This is a genomic window from Avibacterium sp. 21-595, from assembly GCF_023611905.1.
Taxonomy (GTDB): Bacteria; Pseudomonadota; Gammaproteobacteria; order Enterobacterales; family Pasteurellaceae; genus Avibacterium.
This window is the reverse complement of sequence record NZ_CP091455.1, coordinates 2,306,974-2,330,151: the sequence shown is the minus strand read 5'-3', so window position 1 is coordinate 2,330,151 and position 23,178 is coordinate 2,306,974. Positions and strand designations below refer to the sequence as shown.

Annotated in this window: 19 protein-coding genes; 11 read left to right on the top strand and 8 right to left on the bottom strand. The window is 39.2% G+C overall.

The window, feature by feature from the left end:
• The 4 genes from L4F92_RS10840 to xylA form a co-directional block, all read right to left on the bottom strand.
• Complete coding sequence (locus L4F92_RS10840; protein WP_250363726.1) at positions 1-585, bottom strand: restriction endonuclease subunit S; 585 nt, start codon at positions 583-585, stop codon at positions 1-3.
• A 260-nt stretch (positions 586-845) separates the two neighbouring features.
• Positions 846-2,027, bottom strand: a complete 1,182-nt coding sequence (locus L4F92_RS10835; protein ID WP_250363725.1) for a XylR family transcriptional regulator — start codon at positions 2,025-2,027, stop codon at positions 846-848.
• Positions 2,028-2,156: 129 nt separating this feature from the next.
• Complete coding sequence (gene xylB, locus L4F92_RS10830) at positions 2,157-3,602, bottom strand: xylulokinase (protein ID WP_250363724.1); 1,446 nt, start codon at positions 3,600-3,602, stop codon at positions 2,157-2,159.
• A gap of 84 nt (positions 3,603-3,686) precedes the next feature.
• Complete coding sequence (gene xylA / locus L4F92_RS10825) at positions 3,687-5,006, bottom strand: xylose isomerase (RefSeq protein WP_250363723.1); 1,320 nt, start codon at positions 5,004-5,006, stop codon at positions 3,687-3,689.
• Between the two features lie 275 nt (positions 5,007-5,281).
• Between xylA and L4F92_RS10820 the strand changes: the two genes are divergently transcribed.
• The 9 genes from L4F92_RS10820 to L4F92_RS10780 all read left to right on the top strand — a co-directional run bounded on the left by L4F92_RS10820 (position 5,282) and on the right by L4F92_RS10780 (position 16,696).
• A complete protein-coding gene (locus L4F92_RS10820; RefSeq protein WP_250363722.1) occupies positions 5,282-6,448 on the top strand; it encodes a MalY/PatB family protein in 1,167 nt (388 codons plus the stop codon).
• Between the two features lie 11 nt (positions 6,449-6,459).
• Complete coding sequence (nhaC, locus tag L4F92_RS10815; protein ID WP_250363721.1) at positions 6,460-7,875, top strand: Na+/H+ antiporter NhaC; 1,416 nt, start codon at positions 6,460-6,462, stop codon at positions 7,873-7,875.
• Positions 7,876-8,088: 213 nt separating this feature from the next.
• Positions 8,089-9,087, top strand: coding sequence for a D-xylose ABC transporter substrate-binding protein (xylF, locus tag L4F92_RS10810; RefSeq protein WP_250363720.1), 999 nt, complete (start codon positions 8,089-8,091; stop codon positions 9,085-9,087).
• A 73-nt stretch (positions 9,088-9,160) separates the two neighbouring features.
• Positions 9,161-10,675 carry a D-xylose ABC transporter ATP-binding protein gene (gene xylG, locus L4F92_RS10805; RefSeq protein WP_250351101.1) on the top strand — a complete coding sequence of 505 codons (1,515 nt, stop codon included), beginning with the start codon at positions 9,161-9,163 and terminating at the stop codon, positions 10,673-10,675.
• A gap of 2 nt (positions 10,676-10,677) precedes the next feature.
• Positions 10,678-11,805 (top strand): sugar ABC transporter permease, encoded by a 1,128-nt coding sequence (locus L4F92_RS10800; protein ID WP_250363719.1) that lies wholly within the window; start codon positions 10,678-10,680, stop codon positions 11,803-11,805.
• Positions 11,806-11,981: 176 nt separating this feature from the next.
• Positions 11,982-12,692, top strand: a complete 711-nt coding sequence (gene recO / locus L4F92_RS10795; RefSeq protein ID WP_250351614.1) for a DNA repair protein RecO — start codon at positions 11,982-11,984, stop codon at positions 12,690-12,692.
• 3 nt (positions 12,693-12,695) lie between these two features.
• Complete coding sequence (rlmD, locus tag L4F92_RS10790) at positions 12,696-14,009, top strand: 23S rRNA (uracil(1939)-C(5))-methyltransferase RlmD (protein WP_250363718.1); 1,314 nt, start codon at positions 12,696-12,698, stop codon at positions 14,007-14,009.
• 13 nt (positions 14,010-14,022) lie between these two features.
• On the top strand, positions 14,023-16,254 hold the full coding sequence (gene relA, locus L4F92_RS10785; RefSeq protein WP_250363717.1) for a GTP diphosphokinase: 2,232 nt from the start codon (positions 14,023-14,025) through the stop codon (positions 16,252-16,254).
• 85 nt (positions 16,255-16,339) lie between these two features.
• Positions 16,340-16,696 carry a diacylglycerol kinase gene (locus tag L4F92_RS10780; RefSeq protein WP_250363716.1) on the top strand — a complete coding sequence of 119 codons (357 nt, stop codon included), beginning with the start codon at positions 16,340-16,342 and terminating at the stop codon, positions 16,694-16,696.
• 245 nt (positions 16,697-16,941) lie between these two features.
• On the opposite strand, the gene fbaA is transcribed toward L4F92_RS10780, so the two are convergent.
• From fbaA to L4F92_RS10765, 3 genes are all read right to left on the bottom strand, one after another.
• Positions 16,942-18,021, bottom strand: a complete 1,080-nt coding sequence (gene fbaA, locus L4F92_RS10775) for a class II fructose-bisphosphate aldolase (RefSeq protein WP_250351429.1) — start codon at positions 18,019-18,021, stop codon at positions 16,942-16,944.
• 73 nt (positions 18,022-18,094) lie between these two features.
• Positions 18,095-19,264 carry a phosphoglycerate kinase gene (locus L4F92_RS10770; protein WP_250363715.1) on the bottom strand — a complete coding sequence of 390 codons (1,170 nt, stop codon included), beginning with the start codon at positions 19,262-19,264 and terminating at the stop codon, positions 18,095-18,097.
• A 159-nt stretch (positions 19,265-19,423) separates the two neighbouring features.
• On the bottom strand, positions 19,424-20,137 hold the full coding sequence (locus L4F92_RS10765) for a ribonuclease T2 family protein (RefSeq protein WP_250363714.1): 714 nt from the start codon (positions 20,135-20,137) through the stop codon (positions 19,424-19,426).
• A gap of 73 nt (positions 20,138-20,210) precedes the next feature.
• Between L4F92_RS10765 and L4F92_RS10760 the strand changes: the two genes are divergently transcribed.
• Positions 20,211-20,471, top strand: coding sequence for a YfhL family 4Fe-4S dicluster ferredoxin (locus tag L4F92_RS10760; protein WP_250351636.1), 261 nt, complete (start codon positions 20,211-20,213; stop codon positions 20,469-20,471).
• Here L4F92_RS10760 and L4F92_RS10755 read toward each other — a convergent pair.
• Positions 20,466-21,500, bottom strand: coding sequence for a TrmH family RNA methyltransferase (locus L4F92_RS10755; RefSeq protein ID WP_250363713.1), 1,035 nt, complete (start codon positions 21,498-21,500; stop codon positions 20,466-20,468). The genes L4F92_RS10760 and L4F92_RS10755 overlap by 6 nt on opposite strands.
• Positions 21,501-21,673: 173 nt before the next feature.
• Here L4F92_RS10755 and pssA point away from each other — a divergent pair, with 173 nt between their 5' ends.
• Complete coding sequence (pssA, locus tag L4F92_RS10750; RefSeq protein ID WP_250363712.1) at positions 21,674-23,035, top strand: CDP-diacylglycerol--serine O-phosphatidyltransferase; 1,362 nt, start codon at positions 21,674-21,676, stop codon at positions 23,033-23,035.
• Positions 23,036-23,178: the final 143 nt, after the last annotated feature.

Below are 23,178 nucleotides of genomic sequence, written 5' to 3'. Positions count from 1 at the left end.
TTAATCCTTGATGTTGGATTTGCATTGTTTTTGAAAATTATTGAGTAAGTACGAGGTCAGCATTGCCTCATTTTCTGCCACACGTTTTTTTAACATCGTGATACGACGTTGCAAACGATCAACTTGCCCGATGGCCTGTTGTACCTCCAATGGTGGAAGTGGCGAAAGTTGTAAGTTGCGTAATTGATTAAGGCTATATTTCATCACACTCGAACCCTGTAAACTGGTGATTAATTGCCGTTTTATTCCAACATCATTATTCAGCAAATAAACCAAAAAAGCGTTATCCAGTTCTTTGGACGGATATAGTCGAGCATAATTGTGAGAAAACACATAGCCTGCACGAGTCTGACAGACTTGCACAGCCGTGCCTGAGATCAGGCTAAAAATGATATCCCCTTCTTGTAGCAAGGTAGGGCTATCTGGCGTACAAATTTGCTTGCCCTCTGTGGATTCTGTTCGGATCTCAAAATCCGCTTGTAGATCCGCTTGATCATATAATGAGTAACAAGGACTACTCGGTTGCTCCGTGAGCCGAGAAAGTAATGTCCCCATTTCAAATTGCACAAGATGTTGTAGTTTCATTTTGTTCCTTGTTTAAATTACAAGATTAATTTGCATTATAGAGTGATGTAATTATTTGTCAAAATATTTTGTTATTTTTATAAATAACATTTTCTTTTGCAAAAAAACACAAAAAAATCCCACCGCACTTTTTTGTTGAGGGATTTATCTATGAGAGAAACAGGGAATTTGACGGTGATGGTGAGTAATCTCAGGAGCAACAGCATTATTTCTCCTGATTAAAGTAGATTAAAGCACGGTATTTTTAATTCATTATGCTGTTATTTATTTTGCCAATATGCCCGAAATGCTTTGGGCGTATTGCCCTGTTCTTTTTTAAATACAGAATAAAAATATTGCAAGGAGGGGTAACCGCACACTTCGGCAATTTCAGTAATTGCAATATCAGAAAATCGTAGTAAATGAATGGCTCTTTTCATTTTTTCTTGATGAATAATTTGATGAATGGTTTTATTCATTTCCGCTTTAAAACGGAGTTCTAAATTACTACGCGAAACTCTTAAATGATCTAGTACTTGCTCAACCTTTATCCCTTGACACGCACGTTGTCGAATATAATGCATCGCTTGTATAACGAGAGGATCACATAAAGAAAGGTAGTCAGTAGAATTGCGTTCTTCAACGCCTAATGGGGGAATAAGTAGGGGTTTATTACTAACAGGCAGGTGATTCAGTTGATGGTGTAATAGTTTTGCTGCTTGATAACCAATTTGTTTTGTGCCTTGAGAGACGGATGACAGTGAAATGCGAGAGAGATATTGTATAATTTCTTCATTATCTATACCAATTACACAATATTGATCAGGCACTGCCATTCTTGCTGTTTCACAGGCTTGTAACAGATGCCTTGCCCTTGCATCGGTAACCGCAATAATCCCCGTATGTTGTGGAAGTGATTGAATCCATTGAATTAACTTTTCTTGTGCTGTGCGCCAATTTTGTGAATTGGTTTGTTCGCCTTGATAAAGGCGGATAGGATAAGCGTATTTTTGCATTAAGTGAATAAACGCATTTTCCCGTTCAATCGCCCAATGTTTTTGCTGATTTTCTGTGGGTAAGCCATAGAAAGCAAAGTGATTTAATCCTTTTTGTTTGAGATGTAAAAAAGCGGTTTCAATTAATGCGTAATTATCGGTAGCAACATAAGGGAAATGTGGATAAAAATCAGGATTTTGGTAAGAACCGCCCACGGCGACAAGGGGAACATCTATATTTTTCAGTAATTCGGCGGTTTCTGGATCATCAAAGTCAGCAATAATTCCGTCAATGGAAAGGCGTTGGATGGTTTCTTTATGGTAAACAAAATCATCTTCCATAAAAATATCCCACGTGCATTGAGAGGCCTGTAAATATTGACCGACACCTGCGACAACTTGGCGATCATAAACTTTATTAGCATTAAAAAGTAGTGCGATACGATAAAACTTTCCTGTATGTTGCATATTTCCGTTCCTACCTATCTCCATTTGATGAATAGCATAACGAAATTTAGAAAAAATTAAACCGTTTGTTTTCATTTGAAGTGCGGTATAAATTTAGCCCATTTTTACACCGCACTTGATTTTACTGACTTAAAGCCCTTTTAATCGTTGATAAAGTTGATGATATTTTTCTCGTTTTTGTTGATATTGCTGATAAATTTGACTATTTGGTTGATAGATATTTTCAAGCGGGAGTGGCTTACAATAGTCAGCAAGCGGTTGCGTTGGATTTAATGCAATTTGGGCTAATTTGGCAGCCCCAAGAGCTGGTCCAACATCTCCTCCTGTGCGATATTCAAATACTTTCCCCGTAATATCTGCTAATAATTGTCGCCAATAGGCACTTTTGGCTCCCCCGCCAATAAGACTTATACTCGTTGCTTCTGCGCCTGTTTCGTGTAAAACATCAATACCATCAGCAAGGGCGAAACTAACGCCTTCAAGCACTGCTCTCGCCATAGTAATCGCATCATCATTGTGGTTGAGTCCCCAGAATACTCCTGTGGCATAAGGATCGTTATGCGGCGTACGTTCACCAGAAAGATAAGGTAAAAAAAGCGTATCGGAAGGGGTTTTACAGTGCTCTATTTGGTTGAAGAGTTGTGCGATATCGCGAATTCCCGTAATATTTTTTACCCAATCAATCGCAGAAGCGGCGCTTAAAATCACCGACATCAGATGCCAACGTTCAGGGAGGGCGTGACAGAAACTATGCACGGCTTTTTGTGGATTGGCGCTGAATTGATCCGTTACTACAAAATAAACCCCTGATGTTCCTAATGACAACATTGCTTGCCCAGCTTGATACAGCCCTATTCCTATTGCACCTGCTGCATTATCGCCACCACCTGCCACAACAGGAACGGATTTCATTCCCCATTGTTGAGCAATATCTTGACGTAAATAGCCTGTAATTTGATTGCCCTCAAATAATCTCGGCATTTGTTCAATACTGAGTTCGCAAGCATTGAGAAGAGGCTCACTCCATTGGCGTTGTGCAACATCAAGCCACATTGTTCCTGAGGCATCTGACATATCAGAGGCATATTCCCCCGTCATTCTTAAACGGAGATAATCTTTTGGCAATAATACTTTGTTAATTTTGGCAAATAATGCAGGCTCATTCTTTTTTACCCATTTTAATTTAGGCGCGGTAAACCCCGGCATCATCAAATTGCCAGTAATTTGACGAGATTCGGGAACGCTTTGTTCTAATTCCTGACATTCATTTGCACTACGCCCATCATTCCATAAAATAGCTGGGCGAAGAATTTGATCTTGCTTATCAAGTAATGTTGCACCGTGCATTTGCCCGGTTAAACCAATGGCTTTAACATCATTCAGCGGATATTGTTGTGCTAAGTTAAGCATTGCGTGATCTGTTGCTTGCCACCAAGTTTCAGGATCTTGTTCAGACCACAGTGAATGTGGGCGAGAAACAGATAAAGGATGATGTGTGGTGGCGAGAATACGCTGTTGTTCATCAAGTAATACAACTTTTACCCCAGAGGTGCCGAGATCAATACCAATATACATAATCACTCCTTTTGATAGGACAAAGGCTTGCAGATTGCTATATATCCTACAAGCCTTATTATTCGCGTTTCTTAATCCTTAATATTAGTCATAAATATAACGATTAACCAAATTCTCTAAATATTCTTGCTGACCTGAAATTGGTTGAGGATTTAGATTTTGGCGTTCAACAAGTTCAGCAAGGCTTGCTAAAGAGGCTTGACCAGAGAGAATTTCCTGTCCTAATTGACCTTCCCAACCTGCATAACGCTGCGCAACAATTTTTTCTAATTGCTGTTCTTCAAGCATTTTAGCTGCGCGTTTGAGTGATAAAGCAAGTACGTCAATAGCACCAATATGCCCATAAAATAAATCATAAGGATCGCAACTTTGGCGGCGAATTTTGGCATCAAAATTAAATCCCCCTGTAGTAAAGCCACCATTTTTCAAGATTTCATACATAATTAATGTATTTTCTTCAACACTATTTGGGAATTGGTCGGTATCCCAACCAAGTTGAGGATCACCGCGGTTTGCATCAATAGATCCAAAAATACCTAAAGCATAAGCGCTTGCAATTTCATGTTGGAATGTATGGCCGGCAAGTGTGGCGTGGTTCGCTTCAATATTCACTTTGATTTCATTTTCTAAACCAAATTGTTTTAAGAATCCATAAACCGTTGCTACATCATAATCATATTGATGTTTGGTTGGTTCTTGCGGTTTTGGTTCAATCAATAATGTGCCTTTAAAACCAATTTTATGCTTGTGATCAACAACCATTTGCATAAAACGTCCTATTTGCTCACGTTCCCGTCTTAGATCGGTATTAAGTAAGGTTTCATAGCCCTCTCGACCGCCCCATAATACATAATTTTCACCACCTAATTTTTGGGTTGCATTCATTGCATTGACAACTTGTGCGGCGGCCCAAGCAAAGACTTCTGGATTTGGATTGGTCGAAGCCCCCGCCATATAACGTGGGTTAGTAAAACAATTCGCTGTTCCCCATAATAATTTTATGCCTGTATCTGCTTGTTTTTGAGCCAGAACATCTACAAGAGTATGGAAATTATATAAATATTCTTTAAAGGAGTTTCCTTCTGGCGCAATATCGACATCATGGAAACAATAGTAAGGAATACCTAATTTAGTAAAAAATTCAAACGCAATATCCGCTTTCTGTTTTGCCCCAGCAAGCGGATCACTATTTTTTTGCCAATGGCGATCAAGCGAGCCGGCACCAAACATATCATTACCATTCCAACAGAAGGTATGCCAATAACAAACTGCTAAACGCAAATGCTCAGCCATTGTTTTGCCTAAAATGACTTGATTGGCATCATAATAACGAAATGCCAAGGGATTGGTTGAGTTTACCCCTTCATAACGGATTTTATCAATTTTATCAAAATAGTTTGTCATCGTTCTTTCTCCTTATTGCATTAAGTTCATTCGCATCATTCACTAAAAAAGCAAAGGGAGCAATTACGTTATTTTATTTATTCATTAAGATTATTCTTTATTGTGCAGAAGATCACAAAAAAGAAAAAACATAATAGCAATATTAATTTTCTGAATAGTAAAACAAAGAAACAAACTTTAAATTAACCTTAGGAGAAAATAAAAATGCGTTTAGTGCGTTTAAATTTGCTATGTAATCAGCTTGGTATTTCTAATTCTAAAACAAGGAGAAGAATATGACACATAAAGCCTATAAAAAACAAATAGCTGAACGCATCGAACAATATAGTGCGAAGTGGCATAATTATCGAGGCGAAAACTATATTTCAATGTCCGTGGCTGATATGGATTTACCTGCCCCTCAAGCATTGATTGAAGCACTTGATAAAGCAAATAAAACGGGAATTTATGGTTATACATTATTACCTGAAAATTATTTTGACGTGGTCGCAAACTATATTAAACGCCATTACCATTATCCCGTTGATAAAAATGAGATTGTATTTTGTCCCAGAATTATTCAGGGCATTGCCATTTATTTACGGGAATTCACACAACCGGCTGATAAAATTTGCTTATTCACGCCATCTTATTCCCCTATTACCAATATCATAACCGATAACCAACGTGAGCTACTAACCTGTCCTTTAGTCTATAAAAATAATGGTTATCATATTGATTTTCCAAAATTGGAAGACTGCTTTAAGCAAGCTAAAACATTTATTTTACTTTCCCCTCATAATCCAACAGGGAGAGTGTGGACATTTGAAGAATTACAAAAAATTGCACAATTAGCCGAACAATATCAGGTTTTTATTATTTCTGATGATGTTCACGCTGATTTTACTTTTACCCAACAAGCACACCAAATTATTGCGGGCATTACGCCTTATGTGAAAAATCATTCTATGATTTGCACCTCTCCAGCAAAAACATTCAATATTCCGGGATTAGAAATTGCAAATCTGTTAATTCATAATCGTAAAATTAGAGAAAAATTACACCGCACTTTATTGCAGCTTGGCATCCATAATCCTAATTATTTCTCTATTCCAGCTATTATGGTGGCATATCAACAATGTGATAGCTGGATAACACAAATTAAAAATGAAATAGCTGAAAATAAACAATTCGTAAAACATTTTTTTGCCCAAGAAATACCACAATTCGATGTGGTTTGTACTGAAGGAACTTATTTGCTATGGGTGAATTATCAAAAATTAGCGATAGATGAAGCAACATTAAAAAATCGCATAACCAACCTTGCACAACTGGAGCTGGCTTGGGGAACAGATTTTGGGATCGAAGGAATGGGATTTTTCCGAATGAATATTGCAATGCCACGGGCTTTATTGCAACAGGCTTTAATTCAACTTCGAGATGGGTTAAAACAACAAGCATAAGGGGAATAACGATGAGTACAACTAAATTACATCGAACACCAAGTTTAATGGAAGCATTATCACCAATTTTGGTCATGCTTATCTTACTCGGATTAGGTTATGCCTTTTTCGATTTACCACCTGAGCCATTAATGATCATTTCTTGTGTTTTTGCCGGTGGATTAGTGAAGTATCTTGGCTATAGTTATGATGAAATGCTCGGGGCTATTGCAGGAAAAATTGCCAAAACAATGCCCGCACTTTTAATTTTAATTACAGTAGGGTTGTTAATTGGCACGTGGATTGCTGGTGGAACCATTCCAATGATGATTTATTATGGCTTAAAAGTCATCGATCCTAAATTCTTATATATTACTGCCTTATTACTCACCTCTATTGTGTCTGTTTGTACGGGGACCTCTTGGGGATCCGCAGGAACAGTCGGGGTCGCCTTTATGGGAGTGGCAATAGGTCTAGATGCGAATCTTGCGGCAACCGCAGGTGCCGTCGTCGCTGGGGCTTATTTTGGTGATAAACTTTCTCCGCTTTCTGATACCACAAATATTGCCTCAGCAGCTGCGGGAGTGGATTTATATGAGCATATTGCCCACTTACTTTACACTACATTACCTTCTTTTATCGTTGCGGCTATTGTATATATTTTTTACGGTATGTCTGGTAATTTACACGATGTCGCCACACCCGCAAAAGTGGTTGAAATGATATCTGGTTTAGAACAAGTTTATCACTTTAATGTCATTTTATTACTTATCCCTGTTGCCATTATTTTATGGGGGTCTATCAGCAAAAAACCAACCATTCCAGTTATGTTACTGTCTGCCTTTGTTGCCATACTCAATGCGATTTTTATTCAGAAGTTTGCCTTAGCAGATGTGGTGAATAGTGCTGTGAATGGTTTTAATGTATCGATGATTCCTAATGATATTCAGGTTAGTAGTGATTTAGCTCGCCTACTAAATCGTGGTGGTATGAATTCAATGATGGGCACATTATTGATCTGTTTCTGTGCGCTTTCATTTGCAGGTATTTTATCTCTTAGCGGTGCCTTAGAAGTGATTATTAAACACTTATTAAAATTAGTGCGTTCAACCGCCTCTTTAATTTTTACCACCATTCTTTGTGGTTTAACGATGATTGGGGTAACTTGTAATGGACAAATTTCTATCTTAATTCCGGGCGAAATGTTACGCGAAGCTTATATAGAACGTGGCTTACATCCAAAAAATCTAAGCCGTACGGCTGAAGATTCCGCAACCATTATTGAGCCAATTTTACCTTGGACCGCAGCAGGTGCTTATATGGCAGGAACGCTTGGCGTGGCGACCCTATCTTATCTTCCTTGGGCAATTTTATGCTGGAGTGGTATCGTATTTGCGATGTTATGGGGGATCACCGGATTTGGTATTGCTAAATTAAATAAAGTATAAGTTAAATAGGTAAAATAAGTAAAAATCGTTATCTCTTTGATAAGAAATAACGATTTTTTTATTATTGTGTACTTCATCACAAAAAAGAAAAAACATAATAGGATTAATAAATCTGATAATTGAATTATTAATTTAACCTCAGCAAACTAGGGATTGAGTGAATAAGTTGTTGCGCTCAACTATCATTAATTTAACCTAATATGAGGTGCTATTATGAAAATCAAACATCTTTTCCTTTCCCTTGCAGCTTCTTTAACGTTATTAACCAATCCTGTTCTCGCTAAAGATCTCACCATAGGTATGTCCATTGATGATTTGCGCTTGGAGCGTTGGCAAAAAGATCGTGATATTTTTGTGAAAAAAGCAGAAAGTTTAGGGGCAAAAGTTTTTGTTCAATCTGCCAATGGCGATGCAACAGCACAAATATCACAAATTGAAAATATGATTAACCGTAATGTCGATGTCTTAGTAATTATTCCATTCAATGGGGAAGTATTAGGTAATATTATTGGTGAAGCAAAACGTGAGGGCATTAAAGTATTAGCTTATGACCGTCTTATTAATAATGCTGATTTAGACTTTTATGTTTCTTTTGATAACGAAAAAGTGGGTGAATTACAAGCAAAAAGTATTATTGAAGTCAAACCTGAAGGAAATTATTTCCTTATGGGAGGTTCACCTGTTGATAATAATGCAAAATTATTCCGTAAAGGACAAATGAAAGTCTTACAACCATTGATTGATAGTGGAAAAATTAAGGTTGTAGGCGATCAATGGGTGGACTCTTGGTTAGCCGAAAAAGCCCTGCAAATTATGGAAAATGCCTTGACTGCAAATAAAAATAATATTGATGCCGTAGTCGCGTCTAATGATGCAACGGCAGGCGGAGCAATTCAAGCCTTGAGTGCGCAAGGGTTAGCAGGAAAAGTGGCTATTTCAGGACAAGATGCGGATCTTGCTGCAATTAAACGTATTGTTCAAGGGACGCAAACGATGACAGTCTATAAACCGATTACTAAATTAGCGGATAAAGCAGCTGAAATCGCCGTCCAATTAGCCAAAAATGAAACACCAGAATCAAATGCCGTATTAAATAATGGCTTAAAAGACGTTCCGGCTTATTTATTAAATCCAATTGCCGTAACAAAAGAAAATATTGAAGAAACCATTATTAAAGATGGATTCCACAGTAAAGCACAAATTGAAAAATAATCTCACTTCTGCGAAATAAAGCGGTATAAAAAGTGCGGTAAAAAAAGACCGCACTTTATCAGGAGGTTCTAGTATGCCAACATTATTATCAATGAAAAATATTACTAAAAAGTTTGGTGATGTTACTGCATTAAACCATATTTCTATTGAGCTGAATGAAGGAGAGATTCTTTCTCTTTGTGGTGAAAATGGCTCTGGTAAATCTACCTTAATGAAGGTGTTATGTGGTATTTATCCTTATGGTGAGTATTCTGGTGAAATTTATTTTTCTAATGAACCTTTAATCGCTAAAACTATTAAAGATACGGAAGAAAAAGGCATTGCAATTATTCATCAAGAGCTGACATTAGTTAAAAATATGACCATTTTGGAAAATATGTTTTTAGGTAATGAAAGAACAAAATTAGGTATTACGGACGATAATGAAATGTATCTACGCTGTAAAACCATTTTACAACAAGTTCAGTTAGACATCGATCCGAATATTAAGGTTGCTGAATTAGGTTTAGGGCAACAACAATTAGTGGAAATTGCAAAAGCATTAAATAAACAAGTTCGTTTATTAGTCCTTGATGAACCCAGTGCCTGTTTAACTGAAAAAGAAACCGAAATACTGCTTAACTTAGTTCAAGATCTTAAAGCCCATAATATTGCTTGTATTTATATTTCTCATAAATTAAATGAAGTAAAAGCGATTTCTGACAAAATTTGTATTATCCGTGATGGTGAGCATATTGGTACGCAACCTGCTGCCTTGATGACAGAAGATGACATCATTACTATGATGGTCGGTCGTGAAATTACCTCACTTTACCCTTATGAAGCGCGTCCTATCGGAGAAGAAATGTTACGCGTTGAACAGCTTTCGGCTTGGCATCCGATTAATCGCCATATTAAACGTGTTGATAATGTCAGTTTCCGTCTGCATAAAGGAGAAATATTAGGCGTTGCAGGGTTAGTTGGCTCAGGTCGTACTGAAATGGCACAATGCCTATTTGGTTCATATCAAGGGAAATATCAAGGAAAAATTTTTGTACAAGGCCATTCTATTCATATTCGCCATTGTGCTGATGCCATTGCACAGCAAATTGTTATGGTGCCAGAAGATCGTAAAAAACACGGCATTATTCCCATTATGGGAGTAGGAAAAAACATTACGCTTTCTTCATTAAAAAAATATTGTATGCTCGGCAATATCATTAATGAACCACTAGAAGAAACCATCATTCAGCAATCCATTGAGAAACTAACCGTAAAAACTGCTAGCCCTGATTTAGCAATTGGACGCTTAAGTGGAGGAAACCAACAAAAAGCGATTTTAGCAAAATGCTTATTGCTCAATCCTAAAATTCTGATTTTAGATGAGCCTACTCGTGGCATTGATATTGGGGCGAAATATGAAATTTATAAACTCATCAGTCAATTAGCACAACAAGGTGTGGCGGTTATCGTCATTTCCTCTGAATTACCTGAAGTATTGGGCATTAGCGATCGTGTTTTAGTGATGCACCAAGGACAAATCAAAGCCGATCTCATCAACGATCATTTAACGCAAGAACAAGTGATGGAAGCCGCACTTAAGGAGTAATTATGTCTAAGCTAAAATCCATTAATCTACAAGTTTATATTATGCTCATTGCCATTATTGTGATTATGGCATTTTTCTCATTCGCCACCGATGGGGCATATTTAAGTGCAAGAAATATTTCTAACTTATTGCGTCAAACTTCCATCACAGGAATCCTCGCTATTGGAATGGTTTTTGTGATTATTTGCGCAGAAATTGATCTCTCAGTGGGGTCATTAATGGGCTTATTGGGAGGCTTTGCTGCCATTACAAATGTTTGGTGGGATTGGCCTCTATCTTTAACGATCCTTACCACTATTTTGCTCGGCATTTTGTTTGGTGCTTGGAATGGTTGGTGGGTTGCATATCGCAAAGTCCCCTCATTTATTGTTACCTTAGCGGGAATGTTAGCGTTCCGAGGAATCTTAATTGGCTTAACAAATGGTACAACCGTCTCCCCAATTAGCACAGAGATGACGATGATCGGACAAGGTTATTTGCCTGATCTCGCTGGCTTCTTGATTGGTACAATCGCGATTTTAGGTTTTATAAGCTGGGGAATCTACCAAAGAAAAGCAAGAAAGCACTTACACTTAGCCGTCCCTTCTAACGCACAAGAAACCTTAAAATATGCGTTATTTGCCTTAGCGATTTTGGGCGCCATTTACCTATTAAATGACTACCGCGGTATTCCATTCCCTGTTTTATTACTGGCATTGTTAGCCGTAATAGGAATGTTTATGGCAAGAAAAACCGCATTTGGCCGTCATATTTATGCAATTGGTGGGAATATTGACGCCGCCCGATTGTCAGGCATTAGTGTTGAGAAAGTCAAATTAATTATTTTTTCTTTAAATGGCTTTATGGTTGCGATTGCAGGGCTTATTTTAAGCGCTCGTCTAGGTGCCGGCGCACCCTCTGCAGGACAAAATGCAGAACTTGATGCCATTGCTGCCTGTGTCATTGGTGGAGCAAGTTTAGCTGGTGGTATCGGCAGTGTTTATGGTGTCGTCATTGGCGCATTCATTATTGTCCTGTTAGATAATGGAATGAGTATGCTAGATGTCCCTACATTCTGGCAATATATTGTCAAAGGCGGCATCTTACTACTTGCTGTTTGGATGGATACAATGAGTAAAAAGAAAATGTAATTGAAAAACGCTCTTATAATGCCACCGTACTTGTGATAATCATAAAGTGCGGTGGTTTTTTATGAAATTTTTATTAAAAAAACACAAAAAAATCCCACCGCACTTTTCCCCCTCACTTTGCAAAAAATCTGTTAAAATATCCGCACTTCAACGAATGATTAGCTAAGGATAATGTTATCGAAAACTGGCAGCGGGGCTTTGTTTTACATCGTAGGGCATACAGTGAAACAAGTTTATTGGTGGATTTGTTTACGGAAGAAACAGGACGTTTAACCGTGATGGCGAAAGGCGCGAGAACGAAACGTTCAGCGTGGAAAAGCATTTTGCAGCCATTTACCCCCTTGCTGTTGCGCTGGACTGGGCGAGGCGAGGTGAAAACTTTAACCAAAGCTGAAGCCGCTTCGCTTACCTTACCTATGCAGCCTACTGCACTTTATAGTGGTTTTTATGTCAATGAACTCCTGATGCGTTTATTAGCAGTGGAAACGCCTTATCCTGATATTTTCCAAGACTATTTAAAATGTATTACGGGGTTGGCTAGTGTGTCTCATTCTGTTGAGCCAAGCCTGCGTACCTTTGAATTTCAATTACTGACTGCGATGGGCTATGGGATTGACTTTTGCCACTGTGCAGGGTCAGGTGAGCCGGTTGATGAAAATATGACTTATCGTTATCGTGAGGAAAAAGGCTTTATTGCTTCCCTAATTAAAGATAATCTGACTTTTTATGGCAGAGAATTGCTGGCATTTGAACGGCGAGAATTTCACGATCAAGCGGTATTGCAAGCAGCAAAACGTTTTACGCGCATTGCCTTGAAGCCTTATTTGGGCAGTAAACCTTTGAAAAGTCGGGAATTATTTACTCAACATATTTTATATCAGAAATAACCTATGGCATTACTTTATACCCCAAAAAAAGTTGAAAAAAACCACCGCACTTTTACCGCTAAGGTGCAAGGCTTGGATTATCAAGGGCTAGGCGTGGCGAAAATTGAAGGGAAAACCTGGTTTATTGAAAATGCGTTACCCGATGAAAAGGTGCAGGTTGCGGTGTTGGAAGAAAAGCGTCAATATGGCAAAGGGGTGGCGAAGAAATGGTTGGAAACCAGTACGCAACGTGTGCCGCCTGCCTGCGTTTATTATGAAAAATGCGGCGGTTGTCAAACCCAGCATATTCCATTGGAAATGCAACGTCAGATAAAGGAGCAAGCATTATTCCAACGTTTAAGCAAACTGCAAGGTGAACCTATTGCATTAATGCCAAGAATTGTCGGTGAACAATGGCATTATCGCCGCCGTTTACGATTAAGTCTTTATTGGGATAAAAAACACGGTTTGCGCATTGGTTTTCGGCAGAAAAATTCGCAAAATATTGAACCTGTGCAATCTTGCCTTGTGATCGAAAAGCCTCTGGATAATTTGTTGCCAAAAATCACCGCACTTTTACAACACTGGTCTAACCCGAAAAATTTAGGGCATCTTGAGCTGGTACGTGCGGATAACGGTGTGGCATTATTGTTACGTCATCAAAAAAATTTGGCAGAAAAAGACCGCACTTTGTTAATTGAATTTGCCCAAAAAGAACATTTAATGCTGTTTGTGCAAGATGATGAGCAAATTCAGCAGCTTTATGGTGAAAGCCCTTATTATGAATTGAACAAGGGGCAACGGCTACATTTTGATGTACGTGATTTTATTCAGATTAATCCGCAACTCAATCAGGTGATGATTGATACCGCATTGAATTGGCTCGACTTAACTGATCAAGATCAGGTACTGGATTTGTTCTGCGGAATGGGCAATTTCACCTTGCCAATAAGCGCTCAAGCCAAGCAAGTGGTGGGCGTAGAGGGTGTGGCGGAAATGGTGCATAAAGCAACACAAAATGCGGAACGAAATGGGTGTAAAAATGTCCAATTCTATCAGGCTGATCTAGCACAATCTTTTTCTGCCCAACAATGGGCAAGCCTGCAATTTAATAAAATCTTACTTGATCCGCCACGTGCAGGTGCGGCATTTGCGATCCCCTTTTTAGCGGAATTAAAGGCAGAAAAAATAGTATATGTCTCTTGTAATCCAGCAACACTGGTGCGAGATGCAGAAATGCTTTTGCAGGCTGGATATCAAGTAAAACAAGTGGCAATGATCGATATGTTCCCGAATACAGGGCATTTAGAAAGTATTAGTCTATTTGAACGGAAATAAATAGGAAGGCGTTATGGTTGCTGTTCGAGGTTCTCATCTACTTAACCCGAAAGATTTTGTCATTGAACAATGGAGTGAAAGTTTAGGGCTTTCTTCTGAGCTGACGGAAAAATTAGTGCGGGCGTGGCATTATTCGCAAGAGAAAATCCAACAGCAGCAAAGTACGGACGAAAAGCCACAACTGCATTGCTCGCTCTTTTCTGGTGTAGAAATGGTAGAAATTTTACACAGCCTGAATATGGATAGCGAAAGTCTAATCACCGCAATGATTTATCCTGTGGTAAGCCATAATATTGTTGAGTTAGCACAAATTGAGGAAGATTTCGGTACTGCGATTGGTAAGCTCGTGAAAGGTGTGCTGGAAATGGATAACATTCGTCAGTTAAATGCAAGCCATTCAGCCAATTCGCTGCAAGTGGACAATGTACGCCGTATGTTGTTGGCGATGGTAGATGATTTCCGTTGCGTGATTATCAAACTGGCTGAACGTATTGCCTTTTTGCGAGATGCAGAAAATTGCTGTTCCGAAGAAGAGAAAGTGCTTGCTGCGAAAGAATGTGCCAATATTTATGCCCCTCTCGCCAACCGTTTAGGTATCGGGCAGTTGAAATGGGAGTTAGAAGATTATTGTTTCCGCTATTTGCATCCTGAGCAGTATCGAATGATTGCTAAATTATTGAAAGAACGCCGTTTGGATCGTGAGCAATATATCGCAGATTTTGTGGCGGATCTTACGCACTATTTACAAGAAAATATCGATCAAGTGGAGGTTTATGGTCGCCCGAAACATATTTATAGTATCTGGCGAAAAATGCAGAAAAAGCACTTAGAATTTAGTGATTTATATGATGTTCGCGCAGTGCGGGTGATCGTTCAGAAATTGCAAGATTGTTATTCTGCCCTTGGAATTGTGCATACCCATTTTAAACATTTACCGAAAGAATTTGATGATTATGTCGCCAACCCTAAACCAAATGGCTATCAATCTATTCATACGGTGGTATTGGGCAAAGGTGGAAAACCCATTGAAGTGCAAATTCGTACTCAGCAAATGCACGATGATGCGGAGCTTGGGGTGGCTGCACATTGGAAATATAAAGAAGGGGTAACGGGGCATTCTGCCTATGAAGATAAAATTGCTTGGTTGCGTAAATTATTAGCGTGGCAAGATGATATTACGGATTCAGGTGAAGTGATTGCTGAGTTACGTAGCCAAGTGTTTGATGATCGGGTGTATGTGTTTACGCCTAAAGGCGAGGTCATCGATCTACCAACAGGATCGACACCACTGGATTTTGCCTATGCGATTCATAGTGAGATCGGACATCGCTGTATTGGGGCAAAAGTGGGCGGACGTATTGTGCCGTTTACCTATCAGCTGCAAATGGGCGATCAAATTGAAATCATTACACAAAAAACACCAAACCCAAGTCGGGATTGGCTTAATCCGAATTTAGGTTTCACCAATACGAGTAAATCTCGTGCCAAAATTGCAGCGTGGTTTAAGAAATTAGATCGCGATAAAAATATTCCAGCAGGTAAAGAAATGCTGGAGAATGAAATTACGCGTTTAGGCATTGCGCTCAAGCAAGTGGAACAGTATGCTTTACCACGTTACAACCTGAAAAATTTAGACGATTTATATGCTGGCATCGGTGGGGGCGATATTCGTCTTAATCAGCTCATTAACTTTTTGCAAAGTAAACTGATTAAAACCACGCCACAAGAAACCGATGAACAGATTTTACGTCACGTTACACAGAAAAGTGCGGTAAATTCTGCGCAAAAAAATGACTCAAAGGGCTATGTGATCGTAGAAGGTGTGGGCAATTTAATGCACCACATTGCACGCTGTTGCCAGCCAATTCCCGGTGATGACATCGTGGGCTACATCACAATGGGACGCGGTATTTCTATTCACCGTAGCGACTGCGAACAATTTTTAGAATTGCAAGCGAGCCACCCAGAGCGCGTGGTGGAATCCATTTGGGGAGATAATTATGCGAGTGGTTTCCGTATTAGTATTCGTATTATCGCCAGTGATCGCCACGGTTTGTTGCGTGATATTACCACCGTGCTTGCCAATGAAAAAATCAGTGTTTCAGGGGTAGCGAGCCGTACAGATAACAAAAAACAACTTGCAACCATTGATATGGAAATTGAGTTAAACAATGTACAAATATTAAGCAAAGTCTTAGCACGTTTAGCAAAATTAGATGATGTGATTGAAGCGAAACGATTATAACTAAACAAAACGTAATTGTTTTGCGTTGTATTAACGCGGCACAAATATAACCATCACACTCAACGTATTTAATAAGGAAAGAAAATTGGAAAAAACAACGGGTTTAACCCATTTAATTAAATCCACAGGTTATTCATTAAAAGGGCTAAAAAGTGCATTTAAAAACGAAGCTGCGTTTCGCCACGAGGTATTCTGTGCGTGCATCTTAATCCCTCTGGCTTTTTGGCTCGCAGATGACAAAATTGAATTGATCTTGATGGTTGGCTCCGTATTATTAGTGCTAGCAGTAGAATTGCTCAACAGTGCAGTGGAAGCCGTGGTGGATCGCGTTGGTAAAGAATATCACGAGCTTTCAGGGCGCGCGAAAGATCAAGGCTCCGCCGCGGTATTTGTGACACTGATCCTTGTTGTGATTACTTGGGGAGGGATTCTCTTTTTCTGACAAAAGAAGTGCGGTGTAAAATTTACTGTTTTTTTACCGCACTTAAGGATAAGAGGTACACTTTTTTGTTTTTATATAAAGTAAAAGTGCGGAGCAAAATCTATCAATTTTTCTGCAAGATTGTGAATCTTTTCGGGATTTTTTATATTCTGTGTATTGTTCTTAATAACAACAAAAAAAATATGCGACAAGAAAAAAGCACTGAGGTTAGTCAGTGCTTTTATATTTGAAATTGCTTTTACTGATTATAAAACATCAACACAATTTAAATCTTGGAAAGATTTTTCTAAACGTTTAGACATTGATTCTTCAGATTTGCGTAACCAAACACGTGGGTCATAGTATTTTTTGTTTGGTGCATCTTCACCTTCTGGGTTACCAAGTTGGCCTTGAAGATATGCTTCGTTCGCTTTGTAGAAGTTTAAGATGCCTTCCCACGCTGCCCATTGGGTATCAGTATCAATGTTCATTTTCACCGCACCATAGCTGATTGCTTCGCGAATTTCTTCGGTTGATGAGCCTGAACCACCGTGGAAAACGAAATCTAATGATTTTGCTGGAAGACCGCGTTCTTTAGATACAAACTCTTGTGATGCGCCTAAAATTGATGGTTTTAATTTTACGTTACCCGGTTTGTAAACGCCGTGTACGTTACCAAAGGCTGCTGCAATGGTAAAACGTGGGCTTACAGGGTTTAATTGATCGTACACGTAAAGTACATCTTCAGGTTGTGTGTATAAACGTGATTCATCAACATCTGAGTTATCTACGCCGTCTTCTTCTCCACCTGTGATACCGATTTCAATTTCAAGGGTCATTCCCATTTTGCTCATACGAGCAAGGTATTCACGGCAGATTGCCATATTTTCTTCCATTGGCTCTTCAGAAAGGTCGATCATATGTGAAGAGAAAAGCGGTTTGCCTGTTTCCGCAAAGTGTTTTTCACCTGCATCTAACAAGCCATCAATCCAAGGAAGTAATTTTTTCGCTGCGTGGTCGGTGTGAAGAATTACAGGTACACCGTATTCAGCAGCTAATTCGTGAACGTGTTTTGCACCAGCTACCGCACCAAGCACATCAGGACGTGCGCCACTTGCAGGTTTAATCCCTTTTCCAGCATAGAATTGCGCGCCACCGTTAGAGAATTGAATAATCACAGGTGCTTTAACACGTGCAGCGGTTTCTAATACCGCATTAACGGAATCCGTACCTACGCAGTTTACCGCAGGTAATGCAAAGTTATGCTCTTTTGCATAATTGAAAACTTTTTGTACGTCATCGCCTGTTAATACACCCGGTTTTACGATGTCTAGTAATTTTGCCATATTAATATTTCCTATATAGTTTTGGGAATGTTTCAAGGGGAAGAACATTCCCCTTTATTTCAATCGAATTAAATTAGTTTTTCGCACGTTTTTCTAAGATTTCAACAGCAGGTAATACTTTACCTTCTACGAATTCTAAGAATGCACCGCCACCTGTTGAGATGTATGAAATTTTATCTTTAATGCCAAATAAATCAATTGCAGCCAAGGTATCGCCACCGCCTGCAATAGAAAATGCACCATTTTGGGTTGCTTCAACGATAGCATTGGCAACCACTTCAGTTCCTTTACGGAAATTAGGGAATTCAAATACACCTACAGGGCCATTCCACAGAATCGTTTTCGCATTGCGGATAATGTTTGCCAGCTCTTCTGCGCTTTTATCACCAATATCAAAGATAGATTCTTCTGCTTGCACATCATCAACGGATTTTTCAATCGCTGGTGCGTTTTCAGAGAATTCTAAGCCAACACGCACATCGCTTGGGACAGGAATTTGGGTTGCTTTTGCTAAGCGTTGTGCTTCAGGGATTAAATCCGCTTCGTATAAGGATTTACCTACATCTTTGCCTTCTGCAGCAATAAAGGTATTTGCGATCCCACCGCCGACGATCAGTTGATCAGCGACTTTAGCAAGAGAATCTAACACGGTTAATTTGGTTGACACTTTTGATCCCCCAACAATAGCAAGCATTGGACGTTGTGGCTCTTTTAAGGCTTTGCCTAAGGCATCTAATTCTGCTGCTAATAGTGGGCCTGCACAAGCGATCGGGGCAAATTCTGCTACGCCATAAGTTGAAGCTTGCGCACGGTGTGCGGTACCAAAGGCATCCATTACAAATACATCACAAAGTGCGGCGTATTTTTTACCTAATTCAGGATCATTTTTCTTTTCGCCTTTGTTAATACGGACGTTTTCAAGTACAACGATTTCACCGTCATTCACTTCTACACCGTCTAAATAATCACGTGCTAAACGTACATTAAAGCCTGCATTTTTTAAGTAATCAACTACAGGTTGGAGGGAATCTTCAGGTTTGAATTCGCCTTCAGTTGGGCGACCTAAATGAGAGGTAACCATCACTTTTGCCCCTTTTTCAAGGGCTAATTTTAAGGTTGGAATGGTTGCTTGAATACGTGCATCAGAGGTTACTTTTCCCTCTTTTACTGGCACATTAAGGTCGGCACGAATAAACACACGTTTACCTGCTAAATCTAGGTCGGTCATTTTAATTACTGACATAATTTACCCTCTTTATTTGTTTAAAAATTAATAGAACTGGATGGCATTATACCCAGTTATTACTAGATTGTAACTGCTTTAGATCAAATAATCAGGCAGATTTTTTTAATTCTGAGAAATAATAGATCTTTTGTTACTCCAAATAGAGTAAAGCGCGCACTAATGTGGGCAATCTCTCACTTGCCAATTCAGGTCATAACAAATAAATAATTCATTATGGCTTGCTCTCAAGTAGGCTCCTTTTAATTGCGGGTTATGTTTTTTTAGCCAAGCAAATAATTCTTTGCGTGGTAAATCACGATCTGGCAAGGTTAAAGTGCGGTATAAATTTTGCTGTTTTTCAAAATATGATTTGGCGTCATTAAACGCACAAGCGCCGTGCTTTTCCCATTCGCCTTGTAATAAATTGGCACTTGGGCTATCGGCAAGATAAGGCTTAATCAAGCTAGGATCAACCATAGGTAAATCCCCTTGACAAAAACGAGGATGATCACTGACGGAATGAGCATTGCCATTTTGTGGCCATAATCCATGGATCACCCAGCCATACTGCTGTGTGCCACATTGGCTCATCAGCGATTGTGGCAATTTACCGTTATAGCGTTCCTTTTGTGCTTGGCAAAACCCCGGCGACCAAGACAACGCCAGCATATAATAATCCACCGGCGCATTTTTATTTTGTCCAATGGCATCATCACGCATAATGTAATCATAATTATCGCCAAGTGGTGCGGTTGTATTTGGTTGCGATTGTGGGGCAGGTTGCGGTTTAGGTGTTTTTTCGGAAGGTTGAAAATAATTCCAAATCAATGCAATGCCCGCAATGATTAGGGTACTTAAAAAAGAAAGTCCTTTATTGTTTTTCTTGCTCATCTTGTTTTGCCTATTTAATTTTCCTTGCTGATTCTTTATAATCTCGCCCTTTCAATGATGATATGGGGAAATGATGGCACTTTTAATTACAGAGAAATGCACAAATTGTGATATGTGCTTGCCTGAATGCCCGAATGATGCCATTTCTGTGGGCGAAGATATTTATCTTATCGATCCAAATCTTTGTACCGAATGTGTGGGGCATTATGATACCCCAACCTGTCAAAAAGTTTGCCCAATCAGCAACTGCATTAAGCCTGATCCTAATCATCAAGAAAGCGAAGCCCAGTTATGGGAACGCTTTGTCCTTATTCATCACGCGGATCAATTATAAGGATTTTTCTGCCCATTTTGCCAATAGAACACCCGCAGCAACAGCAACATTCAAACCTGCGTTAAGTGGGTTAGCAAGGGATAAATTCACGATATCATCGTGATTTTTTACCAAATTTTCTCCCGCACTTTCGCTTAATACAAAGACCACTTTATCGCTTAATTTCAACTGAGCGAAAGGTTTGGCTTGTTTGTTTTGGCTTAGATGTACGATTTGATAGCCTTTTTCACGCAATTCAGTTAAACCCTGCTCTGTGCTGTTGGTCAGTAACGTATGTATGTATTCTGCACCGCCTTCTGCCACACGCATTGCCGCAGCAGAGTTAAGTAAATCGGCTTCACTCAATACTAACCCTTTCACGCCATATACCGCGCAAGTTCGCATAATACCACCGATGTTATGGGCATTATGTACATTATCAAGTAACACTAAGGCGTCTTTTTGGCGTGGAATGTCTAGATACCCAGTAAGGGTAAAATGACGAGGTTTTTTCACCAACATACAAATGCCGTTATGGTGTTCTGTACCACTCACTAACGCAAGTTCTTTATTATCTACAACGTGATAGACTTTTTTATTTGCCGCCAAATAGCTGAATAATTCCCCGACACGGTGCGCCATTTCCACGGTAGTCCATACGCGAATAATGCTTTCAGGACGCTGAGCAAAAAGTGCTAAACAGGTGTTTTCACCATAAACTTTAATTTCTTCTGCGCGATTTTTCTTAATTTTTTCTGGCGCGCGTGGGGAAAGAGGGCCTGTTTTTTTCTGTTTTTCTTTTTCCCCAGTTCGTTTAATTACCACTTTGACATTGGCTGTGCCACGTGCATTATCCATCGTTAATTCTGTACGTTGTTGTACTTTTTCGCTTGCTTTGAACGCTGTCTTTTCTCGAGAAAAAGGGCGTTTATCTTCCTTTTTTCCACGCGAAAAGTGCGGTGCTTTTTTGTCTTGTTTTTCGCCAGCGTAGCGTTCATTGAAACGTTTTGTGGAATCCGCTTGTTGGAAGGTTGGTTTTTTTGCGTTCATTTTGCGTTACCAAATTGTGATAAAAATAAGAAAAGTGGGCGAATTTTCAGCGCACTTTGTCAGAAAGTGTGAGCATTATAGCGAAAAAATATCTTTTTTCTACCAAGCGAAGAAGTAAATATTGTAAACTAGCGAGCTGAACAAAAAAGATTACTAAAATTAGAGTAAAAATTATGTTGATAAATAAAACGAAACGGGCGAAAGAGAATCTACAAACCTTGCCTTATTTGGCTTTAGAGGAAACACAAATTGATTTTCTTCATCACCCTGCGGAATTTAAGCAACAGATTATTCAGCTTATTCGTGAAGCAAAAACACGCATTTATATCACCGCACTTTATTGGCAAAATGATGAAGCAGGGCAAGCGATTTTGAATGAGATCTTTGCCGCGAAAAGCCGTAATCCGAATCTTGATGTGAAAATTTTTGTGGATTGGCATCGCGCTCAACGTAATTTACTCGGGGCAGAAAAGACAGCCACAAATGCGGATTGGTATTGTGATCAACGGGCAATTCATCAATATGGTGAACACGCTCATTTATTTTTCGGTGTTCCCGTAAATACACGAGAAATTTTTGGCGTTTTACACATTAAAGGTTTTATTTTTGATGATACGTTGCTATACAGTGGGGCGAGTATCAATAATGTTTATTTACAGCAAAATGAAAAATATCGCTACGATCGTTATCATAAAATCACTCATTCGGCTTTAACAGACTCAATGGTAGATTTTCTCAAACAGCATTTGCTGAGTAATCAAGCAGTATTACCGTTGGATAATGTTGAGCGTCCTAAAACCAAAGAAATTCGCCAACATATTCGTGCTTTCCGTAAAGGCTTGGCAAGCGATGGGCAATATAAGTTTGCAAACGAAGAAAATTCTGGCCTAAAAATCACCCCACTTTTTGGCTTAGGCGGTGGTGCAAACCTGCTTAACCGTACGATTGAAGATCTTTTTCAGATTGTGCAGGAAAAATTGGTGATCTGTACGCCTTACTTTAATTTCCCTCGCCCATTGCAACAAAAAATTCGGCGTTTATTACAAAAAGGCAAGCAAATTGAAATTATTGTGGGGGATAAAACTGCCAATGATTTTTATATTCCCCCTTCACAGCCATTTAAAATGGCTGGTGCGCTACCTTATTTATATGAAAGTAATTTACGCCGTTTTAGCCAAAAATTTGAGCAACAACTCAACCAAGGTCAGCTGGTTATTCGCACTTGGAAAGACGGTGATAACAGCTATCACCTAAAGGGTGTGTGGGTAGATGATCATTATATGCTTTTAACCGGCAACAATCTTAACCCGCGTGCTTGGCGTTTAGACGCAGAAAATGGCTTGTTCATTCAAGATCCAGCACAACAACTGCAATCCCAAGTACAACAAGAGTTAGACTGTATTCGCCAACATACCATACAGCTCACACACTACACAGAACTGGAGGCACTTTCGCAATATCCAGAACCAGTGCAAAAACTGCTGAAAAAATTTGCCCGTATTAAAGCGGATAAATTAGTGAAGATGATTTTGTAGAAGAAAACTTTTTACATTTCAATGTTTCCTCACACTTTTACTCTTCCCCTCTTGATACAAGAGGGGAATTTTTGGGGAAATCCTAACTCATTTCCAAATGACTGCCTTTACATTGCTTGTGTGGCAATATTTTTTAGGCGGAC

Bases quoted from the DNA above. Each gene is read 5' to 3' on its own strand.
- L4F92_RS10765 (WP_250363714.1), bottom strand. From the start codon at position 20,137: ATGAGCAAGAAAAACAATAAAGGACTTTCTTTTTTAAGTACCCTAATC.
- L4F92_RS10770 (WP_250363715.1), bottom strand. From the start codon at position 19,264: ATGTCAGTAATTAAAATGACCGACCTAGATTTAGCAGGTAAACGTGTG.
- L4F92_RS10760 (WP_250351636.1), top strand. From the start codon at position 20,211: ATGGCACTTTTAATTACAGAGAAATGCACAAATTGTGATATGTGCTTG.
- xylF (WP_250363720.1), top strand. From the start codon at position 8,089: ATGAAAATCAAACATCTTTTCCTTTCCCTTGCAGCTTCTTTAACGTTA.
- rlmD (WP_250363718.1), top strand. From the start codon at position 12,696: ATGGCATTACTTTATACCCCAAAAAAAGTTGAAAAAAACCACCGCACT.
- xylB (WP_250363724.1), bottom strand. From the start codon at position 3,602: ATGTATATTGGTATTGATCTCGGCACCTCTGGGGTAAAAGTTGTATTA.
- fbaA (WP_250351429.1), bottom strand. From the start codon at position 18,021: ATGGCAAAATTACTAGACATCGTAAAACCGGGTGTATTAACAGGCGAT.
- xylA (WP_250363723.1), bottom strand. From the start codon at position 5,006: ATGACAAACTATTTTGATAAAATTGATAAAATCCGTTATGAAGGGGTA.
- nhaC (WP_250363721.1), top strand. From the start codon at position 6,460: ATGAGTACAACTAAATTACATCGAACACCAAGTTTAATGGAAGCATTA.
- L4F92_RS10820 (WP_250363722.1), top strand. From the start codon at position 5,282: ATGACACATAAAGCCTATAAAAAACAAATAGCTGAACGCATCGAACAA.
- pssA (WP_250363712.1), top strand. From the start codon at position 21,674: ATGTTGATAAATAAAACGAAACGGGCGAAAGAGAATCTACAAACCTTG.
- L4F92_RS10840 (WP_250363726.1), bottom strand. From the start codon at position 585: ATGAAACTACAACATCTTGTGCAATTTGAAATGGGGACATTACTTTCT.
- L4F92_RS10800 (WP_250363719.1), top strand. From the start codon at position 10,678: ATGTCTAAGCTAAAATCCATTAATCTACAAGTTTATATTATGCTCATT.
- L4F92_RS10755 (WP_250363713.1), bottom strand. From the start codon at position 21,500: ATGAACGCAAAAAAACCAACCTTCCAACAAGCGGATTCCACAAAACGT.
- xylG (WP_250351101.1), top strand. From the start codon at position 9,161: ATGCCAACATTATTATCAATGAAAAATATTACTAAAAAGTTTGGTGAT.
- L4F92_RS10835 (WP_250363725.1), bottom strand. From the start codon at position 2,027: ATGCAACATACAGGAAAGTTTTATCGTATCGCACTACTTTTTAATGCT.
- relA (WP_250363717.1), top strand. From the start codon at position 14,023: ATGGTTGCTGTTCGAGGTTCTCATCTACTTAACCCGAAAGATTTTGTC.